Genomic DNA, 21,478 nt, shown 5'->3' on the forward strand with positions numbered 1-21,478 from the left:
GACGATGACTCCTAGCGCGCGGGGCGGAAGCCGAGCGCGCGGTTGCAGATCTGGATGGAGAGGGCGGCGAGGCCGGGCGAGAAGAGCATGAGGCTCGCGCCGACGACGGGAATGACGCACAGCGCGATGGCGATCACCGCGAGCAGGAGCCACGCGAGCGCGAGATGCGGTCGTTGGGCCGCGGCACGGAGCGCGCCGGGCAACGGCGAATCGGGCGCCGATCCCGTGGCGACGACCGCGACGAGGAGCAGCCCGCCGCCCGCGAGGGTGAGGAGCAGGACGCCGTCGGTGTCGGAGAACAGCGCGACGTCGTAGCTCAGGATCCAGGCGATCGCTGCGGTGCCCGACGCGATCCGCCAGCGCGAGCGGCAGGATCCGGCGAAGGATCGCCAGAATGCGCGGCCCGCGTGCGCCTCCGCGCGCTCGTCGAGGATTCGCGATGCGGCCGCCAGCGCGCCGGTCACCGCGGGCGCCACCGTCCACGTCGAGGCGGCGAAGAGCGCGATCGCGAGGTGCGTGGGCTGCCAGCCGACGATCAGCGCGAAGAGCCAGACCGGTGATGTCGCCGCAAGGAACGACACCGATACGAGGAAGACCTGCAGGACGCCGATCAGCAGGTGCGCGAGGGCGCCGTCATAGGCGACAAGGGCGCGGGCGCGCGTCGTGAGCGAGCTCATCCCTTCACCGCGCCCACGGCCAGGCCCTTCACGAAGAAGCGCTGGAATCCCGCGAAGATCGCCACCGACGGGATGATCGCGAGGATCGCGCCCGTGTAGATCAGTTGCCACTGCGAGGTCAGCAGGCCGACCATGCGGTTGATGGCGACGTTGATCGTTCCCGCCGACGACGAGTCGAGGAACACGAGCGGGATGAAGAAGTCGTTCCACAGGCCGAGCGCCTGGGTGATGACGAACGCGCTGGTCGCGGGCAGCAGCATCGGGAAGACGATCTGCCAGAACGTGCGCAGCCGGCCGGCGCCGTCGACGTCGGCGGCCTCCTCGACATCCATCGGGATACCGCGGATGAAGCTCGAGTAGAGGAGCACGCCGAACGACGCGGCGCCGCCGAGATGCACCAGGATGACGCTGGTGAGCGTCGAGTAGAGGCCGACCTCGTTGAAGGCCTCGACGAGGGGGATCATGCGCACCTGGAACGGGATCATGAGACCCGCGATGAACAGCAGGTAGAGGAAGCGGCCCGCCTTGCCGCCGACGCGTTCGATGCCGTATGCGGCCATCGGCACGAGGATCACGAGAAGGACGACCGTGACGACGGTGATGATGAGCGTGTTCAGCACGGCCTCGCCGAAATCGGTCTGCTGGAACAGCTGCACATAGTTGTCGAAGTTGAACGTCGTCGGCAGGCCCATGGGGTCGGCCGTGATCTCGGCATAGCTGCGGAACGAGTTGACGAGCGCGTATAGCACGGGGGTTGCGACGATGAGCACGAGCACCGTGATGACGGCCATCGTGACGATCTCGCCGACGGTCCAGCGCTTCTTTTCCTTGAAGGGCTTCGTGGTCAGGCCGGCCACGAGAGCCTTCGTCTCGCTGCTTGTCGTCATGCCTGGATCTCCCTCTTGCGCATGTAGCCGTTGGTCGCGGCCGACGAGATGAGTACGACGAGGAACAGCACGACGGCCGCCGCGGATCCGAAGCCCGCGCGGTACTCGCCGAAGCCGACCTTGTAGATGAAGAAGGCCATGGTCTCGCTGACGAACCCGGGCCCGCCGGAGGTGAGCACCATGACCTGGTCGAAGATCGTCCAGCCGGCGATGAGCGCAAGCGTGACGTTGATCGTGACACCGCCGGCGATCATGGGCCAGGTCACGTTGAGGAAGACCTGGATCTTGCCTGCACCGTCGATACGGGCTGCCTCGAGGAGCTCCTGCGGTACCGACTGCAGATTGGCCAGATAGATCAGGGTCGTGTTGCCGCCGAGGGTGAAGCAAACGATGAAAAGTATCACCCACACGACGATGTCGCTGTCGCCAAGCCAGTCTCGCGCGGCATCGGGGACACCGATGTCGCGCAGGAAGGTGTTGACGAAGCCGAAGTTGTAGTTGAGGAGGTACTTCCAGATCGTGGCGACGATGAACGCGGAGACAAGCGCCGGCAGGTACACGGCGGTTCGGAACAGTCCCTGCAGGTGCACGAGCCGGTCGAGCAAGAGCGCCATGCCGAGCGAGATCACGTTGATGATGACCGCGGAGCCGATACCGAGCAGAAGGGTGTTCTTCACGGCGTTCCAGAAGCGGCCGCTCGTGAGCATTTCGGTGTAGTTGGCGAAGCCGACGTAGTCGTAGTCGTCGGCGATGCCGTCCCAGTTCGTGAAGCTGAGCTGGATGGATTGCAGCGACGGCAGGATCACCATCGCCAGGTACACGATGAGCGCGGGAACGACGAAACCGAACATCGTCCAGCGGATGCGAATCTGGCGCGAGCGCCGGCGGGTCCGGGCCGGTGCGCTGAGGGTTGCGCTCATGGGAACTCCTCGGGAAGTGCGAAACGGGGTGGGGCCGGTGCCGGACGCGAGCGCCCGGCACCGGCAGGGTCAGGACGCGGAGTCGACCGTCTTGTCGAACTCGGTCTGCGCCTTCTCGATCGCCTCATCGAGGCTGATCTGGCCGTCCTGCATCTCGATGCGCGTCTGGCGGAAGAAGGTGTTGAACGCGCTGAACGCGGCCGAGGACGAATCGTTCTGGTACCACTTCAGCTTTGGGTTCTCGAGCAGGCCGAAGAAGTCCTCCGAGCCCGGGATCGAGGTGTTGTGCGTCACCTGATCGGCATTCTTGATGTTCGGGGCCAGCCAGCCCTGTGCCTCGAGGATGTTCGCGCCGTCGACCGAGTAGAAGTAATCGAGGAACTCGACGGCGGAGTCGTACTCCGCGCCGTCTTCCTGCGCCTGGGCGGAGATGGCGAGGCCACCGGCCGTGTCGCCCGTCACGGAGTTCTTCAGCACGTTGATCGTGCCGTCCTCTGCCGGGATGATGAACATGCCCGCGTTGAAGTCGGGGTTGACCTTGTTGATGTCGTTGAGGCGGCCGAGGCCGGCGGACGACGTCGCCATGACGGCCTGACCGTTCACCAGCAGGGTCGTCGTCTGGGCGTCGGCCGTCGACTGCCAACCGGTGAGGACGTATTCGTTGGTGATGTCGAGCAGTTCCTGCAGCGGCTCGCGCAGATCCTCGATCGACGCCGTGCCCTCGACAACGGCGTTCCAGAATCCGCCCTCGTCGCTGTACTCCGCGAAGTAGGGAGCGGCGAGCGGCTTCCACAGCTGGTCGCTCGGCCATACCTCGCCGGCGGCGGTCGCGAGGGGCTCGTCGCCGTTCGCCTTGATGGCCTCCAGCAGGGCGATGAATTCGTCATAGGTTTCCGGGACCTCGAGACCGTTCTCTTCGAAGTAGTCCTTGTTGTAGACGATGTTCATGCCGAGCTCACCGTTGAGCGCCGAGTACGGCACGGTGTAGACGTTGCCGTCCTCTGCCGCGCCATAAGCGTCGTCGCTCAGCAGCTCGGTGACCTCTGTGGGGATGGGGGCGAGCTTGCCGGCATTGATGTAGGTCACGGTGTCGCGCATGTCGACGATCGCGGGCCAGTTTCCGGTCGCGTCCATCGTCTTCATCGCGGTCGCGTAGTCGCTGCCCGCGGGGAGCGGATCGAGGCTGACCTCGGTGGTCTCGCTCTGTTCGTTGAAGGCGGTGACGATGGCGTCGACGGCCGAGTTCCACGTCTCGTCGCCCGTGGCGTAGAGGAAGCGGATGGTGGTCTTGTCGCCGGTGGAACCGTCGGCGTCTGCCGTTCCCGAGCAGCCGGCGAGAGTGAGAGCTGCGATACCGGCGGTCGCGACGACCGCGAGGGCGCGGCGAGCTCCGGGACGCGTCATTGCGATGCGCATGTGATCTCCTTTGATGAGGTGCGGGCGGGAGGCCCGGAGATGACGATACACAAAATAGAAAACGTTTACTAGTCGCAATCAAGAAAAATCCCCCGCGCCCGGACCCGCTCCGTCCACCCCACCCGTTCGAATGACACTTTTGGAGAGTCCTCGCACGCGAGGACTCCCCAAAAGTGTCATTCGAACGGCGGGGGTTACGCGAAGGCCCCCACGCCTGTGAGGTCGCGGCCGATGAGGAGGGCCTGGACCGACTCGGTGCCCTCGTAGGTGTGGATCGCCTCGATGTCGACGAGGTGGGTGATCACCCGGTTCTCGAGCAGGATCCCGTTTCCGCCGAGCATGTCGCGCGCTTCGCGGGCGATGTCGCGCGCGGCGCGGGTGTTGGTGTACTTCGCGAGCGAGGCCTGCGTGGGGCGGAGTTTGCCCGCGGCCTCCAGATCGGCGAGCCGGCGGCAATAGAGCTGCATGCCGGTCAGCTGCGACAGCATGCGCGCGAGCTTCTCCTGCACGAGCTGGAAACCGGCGAGCGGCTTCCCGAACTGGATCCGTTCGTTCGCGTACTGGAGAGCCGCCTCGTAGCAGGCGGTCGCGTGCCCGAGCGCCGACCACGCGACGCCCGAACGCGTCGCGTAGAGCACGCGCGAGGTGTCCGCGAAGGAATGCGCGCCGGGCAGCCGGTTCTCGAACGGGATCCGCACATCGCGCAGCTGGATGTGCGCCTGGTGGATCGCACGGAGCGACACCTTGCCGATAATGACCTCGGCGTCGTAGCCCGGCGTGTCCTGCGGGACGAGGAAGCAGCCGACGCGCCCGTGGTCGGCATCGCCGAGGTCGTCGACGCGGGCCCACACGAAGGTGATGCCTCCCGAGGCGCCGTTGCCGATCCACTTCTTGCCGCCGCGGAGGATCCACGAGTCACCGTCGCGTGTCGCCGTCGTCTCGAGGCTCGTCGAGTCGCTGCCGTGCACCGGCTCCGTGAGGGCGAAGGAACCGGGCACTTCGCCCGAATCGAGCTTCGACAACCACGCGTCCTGCTGCTCATCGGATCCGAAGTAGGCCAGCGTGCGTAGCGCGAGCCCGCCCTGCACCGCGAGAATCGTGCCGAGTGAGCCGTCGCCGCGCGACAGCTCCATGTTCACGAGGCCCGCCGCGAGAGGGGAGAGGCGGGTGAGTTCGGGGTGGTCGATGCCGTCGGCCATGACGTCATGCCGACCGAGCGACGCCAGGACCTTCTCGTGCGGGTAGCTCGCCGACTCCCAGGCGTCGAAGAGTTCGCCTGAGACCTCGCCGACGACGGCGCGCGCGCGACGCCACGCGTCGAGATCGGGGCCGCCCACATCGTCGAAGACGCCGTAGTAGTCGGTGTCGAGCGGATCAAGGATGTCGTAGGGTTCCGTGCGGTCTCCGGGCAGGGAAGTGCTCATGCCGCCACGCTAGGTCGGAGGGCGGTCGCGGTCCATGACTTTGTAGAACGCCGCCACACGCTAGACTGGGACGCAGACTTTCTCGGAGGGCCCATCCACATGATGTTCATCATTTCGCTGATCTTGTTCGTCGGCGGTCTTTTCCTGTTCGGTGTCGCGTTCATGGTGACCTCGTTCCATGGCCTCGTCTTCACGGCCGGCATCCTCGCCGTGTGCGTGTCGATGGCGATCCCGATGTTCCGCTCGCAGTGGGGCAAGGAAAAGATTCACTGAGCTCGTCTCGAACGAAGGCGGCCCCGGCATCTGTCGGGGCCGCCTTCGCGTTCTCCGGGCGCGGGCGACGGTAGTACGCTTGACACTGGTCGAGTTCTCTCGACATCGAGACGTATTTCCACGCCTCTGCACCCGTTCGCCCACTTAAGGAAAAGCAACGTGGATCTCTACGAGTACCAGGCTCGAGACCTTTTTGAGAAGTACGAGGTGCCGGTGCTTGCCGGCATCGTCGCCGACACCCCCGAGGAGGTGAAGGCAGCGGCTGAGAAGATCGGCGGCGTCGTCGTCGTGAAGGCTCAGGTGAAGACCGGTGGTCGCGGCAAGGCCGGCGGCGTGAAGGTCGCGAAGACTCCCGACGAGGCGTACGAGGCGGCCAAGGCCATCCTCGGGCTCGACATCAAGGGTCACGTCGTCAAGCGCGTGATGGTCGCCCAGGGCGCCAACATCGACCGCGAGTTCTACTTCTCGGTCCTGCTCGACCGCGCCAACCGCTCCTACCTGTCGCTGTGCAGCGTCGAGGGCGGCATGGAGATCGAGCAGCTCGCCGTCGAGAAGCCCGAGGCCCTCGCGCGCGTCGAGGTCGACCCGCTGACGGGCATCGACAAGGCGAAGGCCGTCGAGATCGCTCAGGCCGCGAACTTCCCCGAGGAGCTCGTCGAGAAGGTCTCCGACGTGTTCGTCAAGCTCTACGACGTCTACAAGGGCGAGGACGCGACGCTCGTCGAGGTCAACCCGCTCGTCCTCACGGGCGAGGGCGACGTCATCGCGCTCGACGGCAAGGTGTCGCTCGACGACAACGGATCCGAGGTCCGCCACCCCGAGCACGAAGAGCTCGAGGACAAGGGCGCGGCAGACCCGCTCGAGGCGAAGGCGAAGGCCAACGGCCTCAACTACGTCAAGCTCGACGGCGAAGTCGGCATCATCGGTAACGGCGCCGGTCTCGTGATGTCGACGCTCGACGTCACCGCGTACGCGGGCGAGAACCACGGCGGCGTCAAGCCCGCCAACTTCCTCGACATCGGCGGCGGCGCGAACGCACAGGTCATGGCCAACGGCCTCGACGTCATCCTCGGCGACCCGCAGGTCAAGAGCGTGTTCGTCAACGTCTTCGGCGGAATCACCAGCTGCGTCGCCGTGGCGGAGGGCATCGTGAAGGCGCTCGAAATTCTCGGCGACACCGCGACGAAGCCGCTCGTCGTGCGCCTCGACGGCAACCAGGTCGAGGAGGGGCGCGCGATCCTCGCGGCCGCGAACCACCCGCTCGTCACCCTGGCCGCCGGCATGGACGAGGGCGCCGACAAGGCCGCCGAACTGGCCAACGCCTGAGATAAGGACAGCAGAGAAATGTCGATCTACCTCAACAAGGACTCGAAGGTCATCGTCCAGGGCATCACCGGCGGCGAGGGCACCAAGCACACCGCTCTGATGCTCAAGGCGGGAACCAACGTGGTCGGCGGCGTGAACGCGCGCAAGGCCGGGACCACGGTCACGCACGACAAGCCCGGCGCGGGCGAGGTCGAGCTTCCCGTCTTCGCTTCGGTCGCCGAGGCGATGGAGAAGGAAGGCGCCAACGTGTCGGTCGCCTTCGTTCCGCCGAAGTTCACGAAGGACGCGATGATCGAGGCCATCGACGCCGAGATCCCGCTGCTCGTCGTGATCACGGAGGGCGTGCCGGTCGGCGACGCCGCCGAGGCCTGGGCATACGCGAAGTCCAAGGGCAACAAGACCCGCATCATCGGCCCGAACTGCCCCGGCATCATCACGCCCGGCGAGGCGCTCGCGGGCATCACGCCGGCGAACATCACGGGCAAGGGTCCCATCGGTCTCGTCTCGAAGTCGGGCACGCTCACGTACCAGATGATGTTCGAGCTGAACGACTTCGGCTTCTCGACCGCCATCGGCATCGGCGGCGACCCGGTCATCGGCACGACGCACATCGACGCGCTCGAGGCGTTCGAGAACGACCCGGAGACCAAGGCCATCGTCATGATCGGCGAGATCGGCGGCGACGCCGAGGAGCGTGCGGCCGAGTACATCAAGGCGCACGTCACCAAGCCGGTCGTCGGTTACGTCGCAGGCTTCACGGCGCCCGAGGGCAAGACCATGGGTCACGCGGGCGCGATCGTGTCGGGCTCGGCCGGTACCGCGGCGGCGAAGAAGGAGGCCCTCGAGGCCGCGGGCGTGAAGGTCGGCAAGACGCCGAGCGAAACCGCCCAGCTCATGCGCGAGATCCTGAAGTCGCTCTAAGCAAGCTCTCGTCAACAGGCACCCCGTTTCGCGGGGTGCCTGTTGCGTTCCACGGGGTAGGGTCGAAAACCTATGAAACCCATCACCGTCGCCGCCCTGGCCGCCCTCGACGCGATGGTTGCGGCCGTCGTCGGGCTCGTCGGGATCCTCGCGCCGTTGACGCTGGTGTGGCTGGCACTCTTCGGCGACGTCGCGGTGTGGGACGCGCTCTGGCCCACTTCCGTGCGCGTGTGGCAATTGGGGCATCTCGTCCCGGTGCACATCGACCTCGCCTCCTTCGCGCGAGACCTGGGTATCGCCGACACCGGCGCCACCTTCTGGCTGAGCGTCGCACCCCTTCTCTTCGGGATGTTCACGCTGCTGTTCGCGGTGCGCTCCGGCAGGCGCGCGGTCCGCGCTGCGAATCCCTGGATCGGACTTCTCGCGGCGATACTCGTCATGGTGGGCGTCTCGGTGGCCGCGCAGCTCTCGAGCGCCAACCCCGTCGCGACCGTGCACACGTGGCAGGGCATTGCGTTTCCCCCGCTGATCTACCTTGTCGGAATGCTTGGCGGCATCATCCACGATGCGTGGAACGAGGGCGATAACGGCCCGATCGATGATGTGCACGACTACGTCGACGGCTGGGGACCGGCCTGGCGCGAGATCCCCGCGCTCGTGCTCCGCGGATCCGCCGTGGTGGTCGTCGGCCTCGTCGGCGCCGCGGGTGTGCTCTTCGCGGTGCTCGTCGCGGCGAGCGGTGACGACATCATCGCGTTGTACGAGGCTGCCCAGGCGGATGCGATCGGCGCGAGCGTGATCACGCTGGCTCAGCTCGCCTTCGTGCCCACGCTGCTCGTGTGGATGGGCAGCTGGATCGCGGGCCCCGGCTTCGCCATCGGCACGGGGACGGCGATCTCGCCTTCCGGCACGAGCCTGGGGGTCGTGCCCGGCATCCCGATCTTCGGGATGCTTCCCGAGGGATCCAGCACGTGGATGCTCCTGTTCGCGCTCGTACCGATCGCGCTGGGTGCGTTCGGCGGCTGGATCGTCCGCCGCAGCTATGCGAAGGACTGGGCGATCGAGGGCGCCGGCGCCGAGCCCGTCGGCCCGCGCGTCGTCATCGCCGTCGGGGTCGCGGCCTGCGCGGGCGCGGCGTGGGCGATTCTCGCCGAGATCGCGAACGGATCCCTCGGCCCGGGACGCCTCGTGGACGTCGGTGCGAGCCCGCTCGCGGTGGGCATCACCGTGGGGCTGGAGGCGCTCGTCGGCGCGGCGATCCTCATGCTCGCGCCCCTGCCGAAGCCCGTGACGGAGGACGACTGGGCCTCGCTCACGGACGACGACGAGCGACCGCTAGAATGAACGAGTGCTGAACGTCGCCGTCCTCATCTCCGGCGCGGGTTCCAACCTGCGTGCCTTCCTCGAAGCCGCGGCTGACGCCGATTACCCGGCACATGTCGTCGTCGTCGGCGCCGACCGCGACGCGGAGGGGCTTCAGCACGCCTCCGACTTCGGGATCCCCTCCTTCTCGGTTCCGTTCCACGCGTTCGACTCGCGCGAGGCCTGGGGTGAGGAACTGGCCGCGCAGCTGCGCGCCTGGAACCCCGACCTCATCGTGCTGAGCGGTCTGATGCGCCTGCTCCCGGAAGCGGTCGTGAACGAGTTCGCCCCGCGCATCATCAACACCCATCCCGCGTACCTGCCGGAGTTTCCCGGAGCCCACGGTGTGCGCGATGCGCTCAAGGCCGGCGCCACGCAGACCGGCGCGAGCGTCATCGTCGTCGACGGCGGAGTGGACACCGGCCCCATCCTCGCGCAGGAGCGCGTCGCCGTCGAGCCCGGTGACTCGGAGGAGACGCTGCACAACCGGATCAAGCCGGTCGAACGACGACTGCTCATCGACGTCGTTCGCCGGATCGCGACGGGCGAGCTCGAGCTCGGCTGACCCCATCACCTGACCCACCTCTCTCAGACTCAAGGAGACATCATGGCCGGCCCGAGCCACGACCCCTCGCTCTACCGCGACCGCGACATCGTCCCGATCAGGCGTGCGCTCATCTCGGTCAGCGACAAGACCGACCTGCTGCCGTTGGCGCAGGCCCTCGCCGACGCGGGCGTGGAGATCGTGTCGACCGGTTCGACGGCGGCACGGATCCGCGAGGGGGGCCACCAGGTCACCGACGTCGCCGACATCACCGGCTTCCCGGAGATGCTCGACGGCCGCGTGAAGACCCTTCACCCCAACGTGCACGGCGGCCTGCTCGCGGACCTGCGTCTCGAGCACCACGAGACCCAGCTGGGTGAGTTCGGCATCGCCCCCTTCGAGCTCGTGGTCGTCAACCTGTACCCCTTCGTCGAGACCGTCGCCTCGGGCGCGGCCGCCAACGAGGTCGTCGAGCAGATCGACATCGGCGGTCCCGCGATGGTGCGTGCCTCGGCGAAGAACCACGCGAACGTGGCGATCGTCGTCGACCCGTCGTCGTACCCGGCGATCATCGAGGCGGTCAAGACCGGCGGCACGAGCCTGCAGACGCGCAAGGAGCTCGCGGCGCGAGCCTTCGCCCACACGGCGTCGTACGACACGGCCGTCGCCCAGTGGTTCGCCGAAGAGACGATGCAGGGCACCGAGACCCTCCCGGAGCACCTCACGATCCAGGCCGAGAAGATCGAGGACCTGCGCTACGGCGAGAACTCGCACCAGCGCGCCGCTATCTACTCGCGCGTCGGCGGTCACGGCATCGCCCAGGCGGAGCTCCTCCAGGGCAAGCCGATGTCGTTCAACAACTACACGGACGCCGACGCCGCGCTCCGCACCGCCTACGACATGGTGCTCCCGGCGGTCGCGATCATGAAGCACGCGAACCCATGCGGCCTCGCGATCGCCGACCCGAAGGCGCTCGACCCGATCGCGAGCGCGCACCTTCGCGCCCACGAATGCGACCCGCTCTCGGCGTTCGGCGGCGTGATCGCCGCCAACCGCCCCGTCACGCTGAAGATGGCGGAGAATCTGCGCGACATCTTCACCGAGGTCATCGTCGCGCCGGACTTCGAGCCGGAGGCGCTCGAGGTGTTCAAGGCGAAGAAGAACCTGCGCCTGCTGAAGCTGCCGGCGAACTGGCAGCAGGAGCGCATGGACGTGCGCCTGGTGTCGGGCGGTCTGCTGCTGCAGGACGCCGACCTGTTCCCCGACGACGACTTCGAGTCGGTCGCGAAGAACTGGGAGCTCGTGGCGGGCCCGGAGCCCGAGGTGCCGCTCGCCGACCTGGTGTTCGCGTGGAAGAGCTGCCGTGCCGTGAAGTCGAACGCGATCGTTCTCGCGAAGAACATGGCGACGGTCGGCATCGGCATGGGCCAGGTCAACCGCGTCGACTCGTGCCGCCTCGCGGTCGAGCGGGCCGGTGACCGCGTCGAGGGATCCATCGCGGCGTCCGACGCATTCTTCCCCTTCTCCGACGGCCCCGAGGTTCTCATGGACGCGGGCGTGAAGGTCATCATCCAGCCGGGCGGTTCGGTGCGCGACGAGGAGACCATCGCGCTGGCGAAGGCACGCGGCGTGTCGATGTACTTCACGGGGGAGCGCCACTTCTTCCACTGATCCTCAGATCAACCTTGCGACGGCCTTTCAGCTCACACTAAGCTGAAAGGCTGTCGCGTTTCCGCGGCAGGAAATCCCTCTCGAGGCTGAGATGTCTGCTGATACTGAACTCGGCGCGCCCGCGCGCCTACCCCTGTTTAAGGCGCTCGCGCGTCTAATCCCTTACGCACAAAAAGACTTTCCCCGGATCCTGCTCGGGGCCCTCTCGGCGCTGGGCGCATCCATCGTCGCGCTGCTGATCCCCACGGCCCTCGAATGGATCGTGGATGGCCCGATCGCTTCGGGTGCGACCCGCGCCGTCGTGTGGGGCGCGCTCGCCGTGCTCGGCCTCGGCCTGCTCGAGGCCGGCCTGGTGTGGCTTCGTCGCTGGCTGATCCTCGCCCCCGCGACGGCGATCGAGTACAACCTGCGGCAGAAGTTCTACAACCGGCTGCAGAAGCTCCCGATCGAGTTCCACGACCGCTGGCAGGGCGGCCAGCTGCTTAGCCGCATGATGCAGGACCTGAACGTGATCCGCCGCTGGCTCGCGTTCGGACTCATCATGCTCGTCGTGAACCTCCTGACCGTCGTGATCGGCTCCGTGATGCTGTTCCAGTGGCACTGGGCTCTCGGCACGATCTTCGTCGTCTCGGGCATCCCCCTGTGGATCTCGGCGCTGCGCTTCGAGCGCACCTATGGGCGCCTCGCGCGCATGAGCCAGGATCAGCAGGGCGACCTCGCGACGAGCGTGGAGCAGAGCGTGCACGGCATCCGCGTGCTCAAGGCGTTCGGTCGCGGCGGTCACGCGCTCAAGAACTTCCGGGAGCAGGCGGAGACGCTCCGCGGCACGGAGATGCGGAAGGCGGGTGCCATCGCGCGCGTCGACTTCATCCTCGTGCTGATGCCCGAGCTCGCCTTCGCGGCGAGCCTCGCCACCGGGATCTGGCTCGCGGCGCAGGGCGAGCTCGACATCGCGCAGCTGCTCGCCTTCTTCGCGATGGCGACGATTCTGCGCTGGCCCATCGAGTCGATCGGCTTCCTGTTCTCGTTCCTGCTTGATGCCCGCACCGCGACCGACCGCGTCTGGGAGGTGTTCGACTCCGTCGACACGATCACGGATCCGGAACAGCCCGTGTCGATCCCGGAGCCGCGCGGCGCGCTGGCCTTCGAGGGCGCGCACTTCCGCTACCAGGATGCCCGGGATCACGAACCCGACCTCCTGGACGGCATCGATCTGGCACTCGAACCGGGCGAGACGATGGCGCTCGTGGGGCTCACCGGATCCGGCAAGACGACGCTCACGACGCTGCCGACCCGCCTCTATGACGTCACGGCGGGCCGCGTCACCCTCGATGGCGTCGATGTGCGCCAGCTGCGGCTCGTCGAGCTGCGCACCCACATCGCGACGGCCTTCGAGGACGCAACGCTCTTCTCGGCCTCGGTGCGCGAGAACGTGCTGCTCGGGCGCGACGACCTCGACATCGCCTCGGACGAGGCGGAGCGCGTGATGAACGAGGCGCTCGCGGTCGCCCAGGCGTCGTTCGTGTACGAGCTGCCGGACGGCGTCGACACCATGATCGGAGAGGAGGGCATGAGCCTCTCCGGCGGTCAGCGCCAGCGCCTCGCCCTGGCGCGCGCCGTCGCGGCTCGCCCGAAGGTGATCGTGATGGACGATCCGCTCTCGGCGCTCGACGTCAACACGGAAGAGCGCGTCCAGGCCGAACTCAAGCGCGTGCTCGCGGGCACGACCGCGCTCGTCGTCGCGCACCGGCCGTCGACAGTGGCGCTCGCCGACCGTGTCGCGCTGCTGCAGAACGGGCGCATCGTCGAGGTGGGCACGCACAGCGAGCTGATGGCGCGCTCGGCCGACTACCGCTCGGTGCTGTCGAGCTTCGAGGACGAGGAACGCGAAGAGAGCGCGCAGCGCACGGATCCCACATCGGCGATCGACATCATTCAGGAGGCAGACCGATGAGCTCGTCGGTGCAAGGAGTGTCGGGCGAGGATCGCCTGAACTATACGAAGGCCGAATCGAAGGCGATCCGGCGGCGTTCGCTGCGCCTGCTGGGCTCCATGCTCGCGCCGATGAAGTGGCGCGTCGTGCTCACGGCGATCGTCGTGGTCGCTCAGACGGGCGTGCGCGTGCTCGGACCGGCCCTCCTGGGGCTGGGGCTGAACGAGGCGCTGCCCGCGGTGCTCGAGAACGACGACTGGGGCCCGACCTGGTTCGTCGCGGGCGCCTATGCCGCGACCGCCATCGCCGGAGCCGCGCTGCTGGCCTGGTACGACATCCTCGCGGCGAAGGTGACCCAGACGGTCCTGCTCGATCTGCGCACGCGCGTGTTCCGCCACACGCAGCGCCTGAGCCTCGAGTTCCACGAGACGTACACCTCGGGGCGCATCATCTCTCGTCAGACGAGCGACCTCGACACGATTCGTGAGCTACTCAACGGCGGTCTCACGCAGCTCGTCAACGGCGTGCTCTACGGCGCGTTCACCCTGATCGCGCTCATGCTGCTCGACTGGCGCTCCGGCGTGGTGGTCGTCGTCGCGTTCGTGCCGCTCGCATTCCTCATGCGGTGGTTCTATCGGGCCAGCCAGCGTGCCTACCGCGGGACGCGCATCATCAGCGCGCAGGTGATCGTCAAGTTCGTCGAGACGATGACCGGCATCCGCGCGGGCAAGGCGTTCCGCACCGAGCCCGGCAATGAGAAGACCTTCGGCAAGCTCTCGTGGGACTACCGCGAGGCGAACATGAAGGTGATCCGCCTCTTCGGCACCTTCGAACCCGCGCTTATGGCGATCTCGGCGATCGCGATCGGTGTCGTGGTGCTGTGGGGTGGCGTGCGCATCACGTGGGGAGAGTTCGCGGTCGGCTCGCTGCTCGCGGCGGTGCTGTACGTGCGCAACTTCTTCACGCCGCTGCAGGAGGTGGCGATGTTCCTCAACTCGTTCCAGTCGGCCTCCGCGGCCCTGGAGAAGGTGTCGGGCGTGCTCGAGGAGCAGCCGTCGGTTCCGGATCCCGCCAAGCCCGTGGCGCTTCCGCAGGCGCGCGGACACCTCGAGTTCGACGACGTCACCTTCGGGTACGGCGAGGGCAAGACGATTCTCCCCGACTTCCGCCTCGACATCCCCGAGGGGCAGACGGTCGCGCTGGTGGGAACGACGGGAGCCGGCAAGTCGACGCTCGCAAAGCTCGTGTCGCGCTTCTACGACCCGACCAGGGGGCGCGTCACGCTCGACGGCATCGACCTTCGAGACCTATCGCAGGCCGACCTGCGGCGCGCGGTCGTGATGGTGACGCAGGAGGCCTACCTCTTCAGCGGATCCGTCGCCGACAACATCGCGCTGGGCCGCCCCGACGCGTCGTACGACGAGATCGTCGCCGCGGCGAAGGCGGTGGGTGCGCACGAGTTCATCGAGCAGTTGCCCGACGGCTACGACACCGACGTGAACAAGCGCGGTGGGCGCGTTTCTGCGGGGCAGCGTCAGCTGGTGTCCTTCGCGCGCGCCTTCCTCGCGGACCCGTCGGTACTGATCCTGGACGAGGCGACCGCATCGCTCGACATCCCGTCGGAGCGTGCGATCCAGAAGGCGCTGCAGACGCTCCTCGCCGACCGCACGGCGATCATCATCGCGCACCGGCTCTCGACGGTCGAGATCGCCGATCGCGTGCTCGTGATGGAGCACGGTCGCATCATCGAGGACGACGCGCCGGAGGCGCTGAAGAAGGGCGACGGCAAGTTCGCCCAGCTCCACCGCGCGTGGCGCGAGTCGCTCGTCTAACGCAGAAAAAAGCTGGCGGCGGAGGTTCGATCGGGGGAGAAGGATCGAATCCCCGCCGCCAGCGGCATGTGGGGGAGGCGCTCAGAGCGTGTACTCTGCGACGACCTCACCATAGTCGGACTCGCCGACGGGCGAGAACCCGATGCGGCGGAAGAAGGCCTCCGGGCCGCCCTCGCCGGGTTCGTAGACCACCGTCACCCGGTCGAACCCTCGCTTGCGCGCCTCCTCGAGCACGGCCTCGATGGCGAAACGACCGGCACCCTTGCCCTGCGCCTCCGCGTCGACGTTGATGCGCCAGACCGCGGCCCGCAGGTAGTCGCTGGCAGCGTCGGCATCGAAGTATGCGCGCACGAAGGCCACGACACGGTCGCCGTCGAGCACGACGCGCTGCCAGGTCTTCTGCGGGTCGGCAACGCCCATTTCCACCGCATACGTCGTCGGGGCGATGAACTCTTCCTGGCCCGGCTTCAGCGTGAGCCGGTTGGCCGCAACGATGGTGCCGGCGGACAGGTCTTCTATGCGCAGGGTGGTCATGTCATCAGAGTAGAGCACGTTTCGAGCCGCCTGCTAGCGCTAGGCGACGACCTTGACGGGCGAACCGACCTGCAGGAAGCGGTAGCTCCACTCGGCGTCGGCCTGCGACAGGTTGACGCAGCCGTGGCTCATGTAGGCGCCGGGGCCGAAGTTGTTGTGCCAGTACGTTCCGTGGAAGCCCTGGTCGCCGTTGAAGTAGCTGATCCACGGCACATTGGCCGTGCAGTAACCGAAGCGGCCACCGGGGACGAGGTTGCCGTCCGCGTCGCAGTCGCCCATGTTCTGGGTGGTGAGCTGCGCGTAGACGGTGAAGTCGCCGACCTGCGTGTCGTGGCCCGGCGTGCCGAGCGCCATCGGCATGGTCTTCATCAGCTTCTCTTTGCCGTCGTTGACGGTCTCGTAGAAGTAGGAGTAGCCCTCGCTCTTCGAGACGACCGCACGGCGGAAGCGCTCCGTGGTCTTGTGTGCCACCTTCTCGCCCGTGAGAGCGACCTCGGCGGGCTGCATCGAGGTGAGGGCCGCGGAGATCGTGTCCGTGACGCCCTCGGTCGAGGTGACCTTGTAGCCGTCATGGCCCTCCGTGATCGTCTTCAGAACATTCCCGGCGGCGTCGACGACGACATCCGCCTCGGTGGCGGGCTGGTCGACGCGCCCCGGCACCTCGGCGACGTACTTCTCGATCTCATCGTTCTTCGTGGCGATCTGGACCTCTCCGGCGTCGGTCACCGCGACATCGATCCACGACGCGACGGTCTCGGCCGGAACGGCGTCGACCGTGTCACCGTCGAGGCTGAAGACGACGCTGTCGATCGCGCTGTTGAGCGATTCGACGGTCTCGGTGGCCTCGTCGGTCGTGAACGCGGGCTCCGTCTCGGTGATGCTCGCGACGAGCGAGATCGAGGGCGACGACGAGGCGGCGATGGGCGTCACACCCGCGGCCAGCGCCTGAACGGCGGGGGCGGCGGCGAGCTCGGCCGACAGATCGTCGACAAGCGCCTCGATATCAATGCCCTGACCGTTCTCGGCCGGCACGACGGAATACCCGCCGTCGCCGTACTCGATCTGAGCGTCGACGGGCGCGGAGTATTTGTCGGCGAAGGCCTCCGACAGGGCGTCGCTCGCGACCTGCGTGTCGACCGCGAGCTCCGCATCGACAGAGCCGGGACTCCAGTTGCCGATGTTCCACAGGGGATAGGCGTTCTTGATGTCGCGGGCCGTCTTGGCGGCGTCGACCGACAGGCCGAGCTGTGTTCCCGTGAGGGTCTCCTGCGTTCCGTCGACGCTGATGGTCACGGTCGCGTCCGCGATGGCGGCGGCGATCGCCTCCTGCGCGCCGTCTACGGTCGTCAGTCCGACGTCAGCGCCGAGCACCGTCACGCCCGGGGCGGTGAAGATCGTCCCGACCGCGACCGCACCGCACGCGATGAGCGCCACGGGGATCCCCACGCCGAACCACAGCTTCTTCTTGCCGCGCTTCTTCGGCGCAGGCTCGACCCAGCGCACCTCGGGCTGTGCCGCCGTGGGCTGCGCCGCCGTGGTGTCGCTGTGCTCCTGCGTCTTTTCCGTCGCCAGGTCGGTCATCGAGATCTCCCCCAACATGCGAGCGCCACAATCCGCGCTCCTTGTGACCATGGTAAGGCTGTCTCCCGGTCGACAGCTGTTGTCAGGGTCACGAAGTGTTTACGATCGCCTGAGGGTGTGGGTCTGCAAGGATCGAGTCATCCGTTCATCTCCCCGACATCAGGAGGATCCCATGGCCGAGGTCGTCATCGTCCCCGATCGCGCCGCCGCCGGAGCGCTGGTCGCCGACGCGATCGCAGAGCTGATCCGCACCCGGCCCGACGCCGTGCTCGGCCTCGCGACCGGATCCACGCCGCTGCCCGTGTACGAGGCCCTGCGCGACAGGCTCGCGGGCGTCGATGTCTCGCGCGTGCGCGGATTCGCCCTCGACGAGTACGTCGGCATCGACGCCGATCATCCCGAGTCGTACGCCTCGGTGATCACGCGCGAGGTCGTCGAGCCGCTCGGGCTCGACCCGAGCCTGATCCAGACTCCGCCCGCGCACGACGAGGACCTGGCGGGTGCCGGGGATCGCTACGAGGCCGCCATTCGCGCGGCCGGCGGGATCGACGTCCAGATCCTCGGCATCGGCACCGACGGGCACATCGGGTTCAACGAGCCGGGTTCGTCCTTCGCGTCCCGCACGCGGGTGAAGACCCTCACGGCGCAGACGCGAGCCGACAACGCGCGCTTCTTCGACTCGGTCGATGAGGTTCCGCGGCACTGCCTGACGCAGGGCCTCGGAACCATCCTGGAAGCGGGACACCTCGTGCTGCTCGCCTTCGGCGAGGGCAAGGCCGAGGCCGTTGCCGAGGCCGTGGAGGGGCCGCTCACGGCGTCGATTCCGGGATCGGCGATCCAGCTACACCCGCACGTGACGGTCGTCGTCGACGAGGCCGCCGCATCACGGCTGAAGTTCGCCGACTACTACCGCGAGTCGTACGACAACAAGCCGGAGTGGCAGGGGATCTGACTCCGGGCGTCGCGCGTCAGCGCAGCTCGCGACGCAGGACGAAGACCCCGACGACGACGCAGAACGCGCCGACCGCGAGGCCGGCCCACGGCAGGCCCAGCGCCCAGAGCGCGAGCGTCGCGCTGACGAAGACGAGCAGTTCGATCAGGGTGCGCACGGCGCGGGGGAGGGCGAAGACGGCCTTCGGTGAGAGGAACAGCGCCCAGACCAGGATGGCCACGATCGGCGCGCCGAGGCCCCACACGACGCTCCACGGCAGCGGCCAGGCGAGGAAGCCCCACGCGCACAGCGAACCGAACGCGAGCAGCTCGCTCAGAAGTCGCAGCACGTCGAGGACGGTCACGCGCGGTCCGACGCCCGCGGATCCGGTGGCAGAAGACATGCCTCTCAGTCTATGGATCCGCAGCTGAGGGCCTCCCGGTCACGGGTTCTGCGAGTGCGCCGAACGCAAGCTTTTAATAGGCTGAGACGACAGCCATCGGCGCGCGCTTGGTTCTGAGCCCGCGTCGGCCAAATTGAAGGGGAGAACCGTGGGCTTTTTCACAGCCATCGGGGTGGGCGGAATCGTCATCGCCGTCATCATCCTGCTCGTCATCCTCGCGATCGTCGGCCTGATCATCACGCTGCTCATGCGAGCGTGGTACAAGGTCGCTCGCGCGGACGAGGCACTCGTGATCGTCGGACGCAAAGCGAAAAAGGGAGGCACCGGGCCGGCCTCGGCGCTGACCGTGATCCGCGGCGGCGGCGCGATCGTGAACCCGATCACTCAGCGCGCGGAGACACTGTCGCTGCGCGCGCGCCAGATCATGGTCCAGCCCACGGCCCAGTCGATCCAGGGTGTCACGGTCGACGTCACGGGCGTTGCGCTCGTGAAGGTCGGATCGGAGACGGAGGCCATCGCGCGCGCCGCCGAGCGATTCGTCTCGCAGGACAAGGCCATCGAGGTGTTCACGACGGAGCAGCTCGAGGGTGCCCTCCGCGGCGTCGTCGCGACGCTGACGGTCGAACAGCTGATGCGCGACCGGCAGGAGCTCAGCGACCAGATCGCGACGCTGATCAAGAGCGATCTCGAGGAGCAGGGCCTCGTGCTCGACAGCTTCCAGATCCAGGGCATCACCGATGAGAACGGCTACATCGACGCACTCGGCGCCGAGGAAGTCTCGAAGGTGAAGCGGCAGGCCGAGATCGCGCGCATCGACGCGAACCGTCAGATCAAGGCGCGCGAGATCGCGACGAGCGAAGAGACGCTCATCGAGCAGACCGCCTACGACAAGAACCAGGCCGCGGCCGCGGCCGACGTCGGCGAGGCCCGCGCCGAGGCGGAACAGGCCGAGGCGCTCGCGCGAGCCCGCGCGGAGCAGGGCGTTCTGATGCAGCAGGCCGAGAACAAGCAGGCCCAGCTCGACGCCGACGTCAAGCGCGTCGCGGACGCCGCCGCATACGACGAGCAGAAGAAGGCCGACGCCCGCGCCTACTCGGCGATCAAGGACGCGGAGGCGGCCGCCGACGTGCAGCGCCGCGAGGCCGACATCAGCCTCTACCAGCAGCAGCAGCGCGCCGACGCGGATGCCTATGCGCGCATCAAGGCCGCCGAAGCCGATGCCCAGAAGGCCGAGCGCGAGGCCGAGGCCATTCGCGTCCAGGCGCAGGCCGAAGCCGACGCCAAGCGCGCCCAGGCGCAGGCCGAGGCCGACGCGATCCGGCTCGCCGGCGAGGCCCGCGCCTCGGCGATCGAGGCAGAGGCCGAGGCCCTCAAGAAGAACCAGGACGCGGTGCTCGCGCAGCGCTCGCTCGACGTTCTCGTGCCGATGATGACCGAGTTCGCCAAGGGCTACGCCAACGTCGGCAATGTCACCGTCCTGTCGGGGTCCGGCGAGGGCGGCGGCGCGACGACCCACATGGCCGGCGAGGCCGCCATGGGCATGCGCGCCATGTTCGACACGGTGCGCGAGGCGACGGGCATCGACCTCACCGCGATGCTCCAGGGCCAGGCCATCGGCCACGGCATCGCACAGGGCCAGCAGCAGACCCCCGCGCAGGCGCCGGCGCCCGAACCCGGCCCGACCCCTGAATCGGCTGCCGAGTAGCGCACGAAAGTGTGGCCCCGAGGAAGAAACATCCTCGGGGCCACACCCGTTCATATGACACTTTTCGTGAGTCCTCGCGCCCTCAACCGGGAATAAGTGTCATATGAACGGGAGAGGCGACGGGACGAGGCTGGGGATCACCAGCGATCGTGGACCTGTGGGCGGATCCGCTCGTCGTACAGCGCCGTCACGCCCTCGAGGAAGGACGACGGGAGCGTGCGCAGGTCGGCGGCCGGCGCGTTCTCGCGGGCCTGCTCGGGCGTGCGGGCGCCAGGGATCACGGTCGTCACGCCCGGCTGGGCGGCGATCCACGCCAGCGCCGCCTGCGCGGGATTCGCGCCGATGCGGCTCGCGAGCAGCGCGAACTCGTCGGCGGCCTCGACGCCGGTCTCGAAGTCGACGCCGGCGAAGGTCTCGCCCACGTCGAACGACTCCCCGTGGCGGTTGTAGCTGCGGTGGTCATCGGGCGCGAAGGTGGTCTGTTTGGTGTACCGGCCCGACAGGAGGCCGCTCGCGAGCGGCACGCGGGCGATGATGCCGACCCCGGCCTCGCGCGCGGCCGGCAGGACCTCGTCGAGCGGCTTCTGCCGGAACGCGTTGAGGATGATCTGAACACTCGCGACGTTCGGCCGCGCGATCGCCGAGAGCGCCTGTGCGCACGTCTCGACGCTCACGCCGTACGCCGCGATCGATCCCGCGTCGACCAGGGCATCGAGCGCATCGAACACGAAATCGGCGGCGTACACGTCATCGGTGGGGCAGTGCAGCTGCACGAGGTCGAGGGTGTCGACGTCGAGGTTGCGGCGGGAGCGGTCGGTCCACTCGCGGAAGGCCTCGTAGGAGGCGTATCGCAACGTGGGTGCGGGCGCGCGGCGGATCATCTTCGTCGCGACGGTGCCGCGCCAGGAGGGGTTGACGCGCCGCCAGGACGCGATGCGCTGTTCGCTGCGGCCGTCGCCGTACACATCCGCCGTGTCGAAGAACGTGACGCCAGACTCGGCCGCCGCATCGAGGACATCGAGCGCCTGCAGCTCGTTGAGCTGACCCCAGTCGGCACCCAATTGCCACGTTCCGAGGCCGATGACCGAGACCTCGCGTCCCGTCCGTCCGAGGATCCGTTTCTCCACAGCTGCTCCTT

The 21,478-nt window shown here is 67.7% G+C and carries 19 protein-coding genes; 10 read left to right on the plus strand and 9 right to left on the minus strand.

Features of this window, described 5'->3' with window-relative positions:
* Positions 1-11 precede the first annotated feature (11 nt).
* From IEX05_RS09295 to IEX05_RS09315, 5 genes are all read right to left on the minus strand, one after another.
* Positions 12-677: a hypothetical protein gene (locus tag IEX05_RS09295; RefSeq protein WP_188701165.1), complete on the minus strand. Its 666-nt coding sequence runs from the start codon at positions 675-677 to the stop codon at positions 12-14.
* Complete coding sequence (locus tag IEX05_RS09300) at positions 674-1,564, minus strand: carbohydrate ABC transporter permease (protein ID WP_229661239.1); 891 nt, start codon at positions 1,562-1,564, stop codon at positions 674-676. Before IEX05_RS09300 ends, IEX05_RS09295 begins: the two co-directional genes overlap by 4 nt.
* Positions 1,561-2,484 carry a carbohydrate ABC transporter permease gene (locus tag IEX05_RS09305; RefSeq protein WP_188701167.1) on the minus strand — a complete coding sequence of 308 codons (924 nt, stop codon included), beginning with the start codon at positions 2,482-2,484 and terminating at the stop codon, positions 1,561-1,563. The genes IEX05_RS09300 and IEX05_RS09305 overlap by 4 nt, the downstream gene beginning before the upstream one ends.
* 69 nt (positions 2,485-2,553) lie before the next feature.
* Positions 2,554-3,900 (minus strand): ABC transporter substrate-binding protein, encoded by a 1,347-nt coding sequence (locus IEX05_RS09310; RefSeq protein ID WP_229661240.1) that lies wholly within the window; start codon positions 3,898-3,900, stop codon positions 2,554-2,556.
* A 194-nt stretch (positions 3,901-4,094) separates the two neighbouring features.
* On the minus strand, positions 4,095-5,324 hold the full coding sequence (locus tag IEX05_RS09315; protein ID WP_188701170.1) for an acyl-CoA dehydrogenase family protein: 1,230 nt from the start codon (positions 5,322-5,324) through the stop codon (positions 4,095-4,097).
* A gap of 99 nt (positions 5,325-5,423) precedes the next feature.
* On the opposite strand from IEX05_RS09315, the gene IEX05_RS09320 reads away from it, so the two are divergent.
* The 8 genes from IEX05_RS09320 (at position 5,424) to IEX05_RS09355 (ending at position 15,186) form a co-directional block, all read left to right on the plus strand.
* The gene (locus IEX05_RS09320; protein WP_188701172.1) at positions 5,424-5,597 is read left to right on the plus strand and encodes a hypothetical protein; all 174 of its coding nucleotides are present in this window, start codon (positions 5,424-5,426) and stop codon (positions 5,595-5,597) included.
* Between the two features lie 159 nt (positions 5,598-5,756).
* On the plus strand, positions 5,757-6,923 hold the full coding sequence (gene sucC, locus IEX05_RS09325) for an ADP-forming succinate--CoA ligase subunit beta (RefSeq protein WP_188701174.1): 1,167 nt from the start codon (positions 5,757-5,759) through the stop codon (positions 6,921-6,923).
* An 18-nt stretch (positions 6,924-6,941) separates the two neighbouring features.
* Positions 6,942-7,844, plus strand: coding sequence for a succinate--CoA ligase subunit alpha (gene sucD, locus IEX05_RS09330; protein ID WP_188701176.1), 903 nt, complete (start codon positions 6,942-6,944; stop codon positions 7,842-7,844).
* 72 nt (positions 7,845-7,916) lie between these two features.
* Positions 7,917-9,188: a cell division protein PerM gene (locus IEX05_RS09335; RefSeq protein ID WP_188701178.1), complete on the plus strand. Its 1,272-nt coding sequence runs from the start codon at positions 7,917-7,919 to the stop codon at positions 9,186-9,188.
* Between the two features lie 4 nt (positions 9,189-9,192).
* Positions 9,193-9,771 carry a phosphoribosylglycinamide formyltransferase gene (gene purN / locus IEX05_RS09340; RefSeq protein ID WP_188701180.1) on the plus strand — a complete coding sequence of 193 codons (579 nt, stop codon included), beginning with the start codon at positions 9,193-9,195 and terminating at the stop codon, positions 9,769-9,771.
* Positions 9,772-9,813: 42 nt separating this feature from the next.
* Positions 9,814-11,421: a bifunctional phosphoribosylaminoimidazolecarboxamide formyltransferase/IMP cyclohydrolase gene (gene purH / locus IEX05_RS09345; protein WP_188701181.1), complete on the plus strand. Its 1,608-nt coding sequence runs from the start codon at positions 9,814-9,816 to the stop codon at positions 11,419-11,421.
* A 91-nt stretch (positions 11,422-11,512) separates the two neighbouring features.
* Complete coding sequence (locus IEX05_RS09350) at positions 11,513-13,375, plus strand: ABC transporter ATP-binding protein (protein ID WP_188701183.1); 1,863 nt, start codon at positions 11,513-11,515, stop codon at positions 13,373-13,375.
* Positions 13,372-15,186 (plus strand): ABC transporter ATP-binding protein, encoded by a 1,815-nt coding sequence (locus IEX05_RS09355; protein ID WP_188701185.1) that lies wholly within the window; start codon positions 13,372-13,374, stop codon positions 15,184-15,186. The genes IEX05_RS09350 and IEX05_RS09355 overlap by 4 nt, the downstream gene beginning before the upstream one ends.
* Positions 15,187-15,267: 81 nt before the next feature.
* Here the strand turns inward: IEX05_RS09355 and IEX05_RS09360 are convergent, their stop codons facing one another.
* Both IEX05_RS09360 and IEX05_RS09365 read right to left on the minus strand, forming a co-directional pair.
* Positions 15,268-15,720 carry a GNAT family N-acetyltransferase gene (locus IEX05_RS09360; RefSeq protein WP_188701187.1) on the minus strand — a complete coding sequence of 151 codons (453 nt, stop codon included), beginning with the start codon at positions 15,718-15,720 and terminating at the stop codon, positions 15,268-15,270.
* 39 nt (positions 15,721-15,759) lie between these two features.
* Positions 15,760-17,301, minus strand: coding sequence for a L,D-transpeptidase family protein (locus tag IEX05_RS09365; protein ID WP_188701189.1), 1,542 nt, complete (start codon positions 17,299-17,301; stop codon positions 15,760-15,762).
* A 172-nt stretch (positions 17,302-17,473) separates the two neighbouring features.
* Here IEX05_RS09365 and nagB point away from each other — a divergent pair, with 172 nt between their 5' ends.
* A complete protein-coding gene (nagB, locus tag IEX05_RS09370) occupies positions 17,474-18,253 on the plus strand; it encodes a glucosamine-6-phosphate deaminase (protein WP_188701191.1) in 780 nt (259 codons plus the stop codon).
* 16 nt (positions 18,254-18,269) lie between these two features.
* Here nagB and IEX05_RS09375 read toward each other — a convergent pair whose 3' ends face one another.
* Positions 18,270-18,635 carry a YrdB family protein gene (locus tag IEX05_RS09375; RefSeq protein ID WP_188701193.1) on the minus strand — a complete coding sequence of 122 codons (366 nt, stop codon included), beginning with the start codon at positions 18,633-18,635 and terminating at the stop codon, positions 18,270-18,272.
* A 148-nt stretch (positions 18,636-18,783) separates the two neighbouring features.
* On the opposite strand from IEX05_RS09375, the gene IEX05_RS09380 reads away from it, so the two are divergent.
* Entirely contained in the window at positions 18,784-20,340 is a 1,557-nt protein-coding gene (locus tag IEX05_RS09380) for a flotillin family protein (protein ID WP_229661241.1), read from the plus strand.
* Between the two features lie 137 nt (positions 20,341-20,477).
* Here IEX05_RS09380 and IEX05_RS09385 read toward each other — a convergent pair whose 3' ends face one another.
* A complete protein-coding gene (locus IEX05_RS09385) occupies positions 20,478-21,467 on the minus strand; it encodes an aldo/keto reductase (RefSeq protein WP_188701195.1) in 990 nt (329 codons plus the stop codon).
* Between the last annotated feature and the right edge of the window lie 11 nt (positions 21,468-21,478).

Source organism: Microbacterium nanhaiense (assembly GCF_014646015.1).
Lineage (GTDB): Bacteria > Actinomycetota > Actinomycetes > Actinomycetales > Microbacteriaceae > Microbacterium > Microbacterium nanhaiense.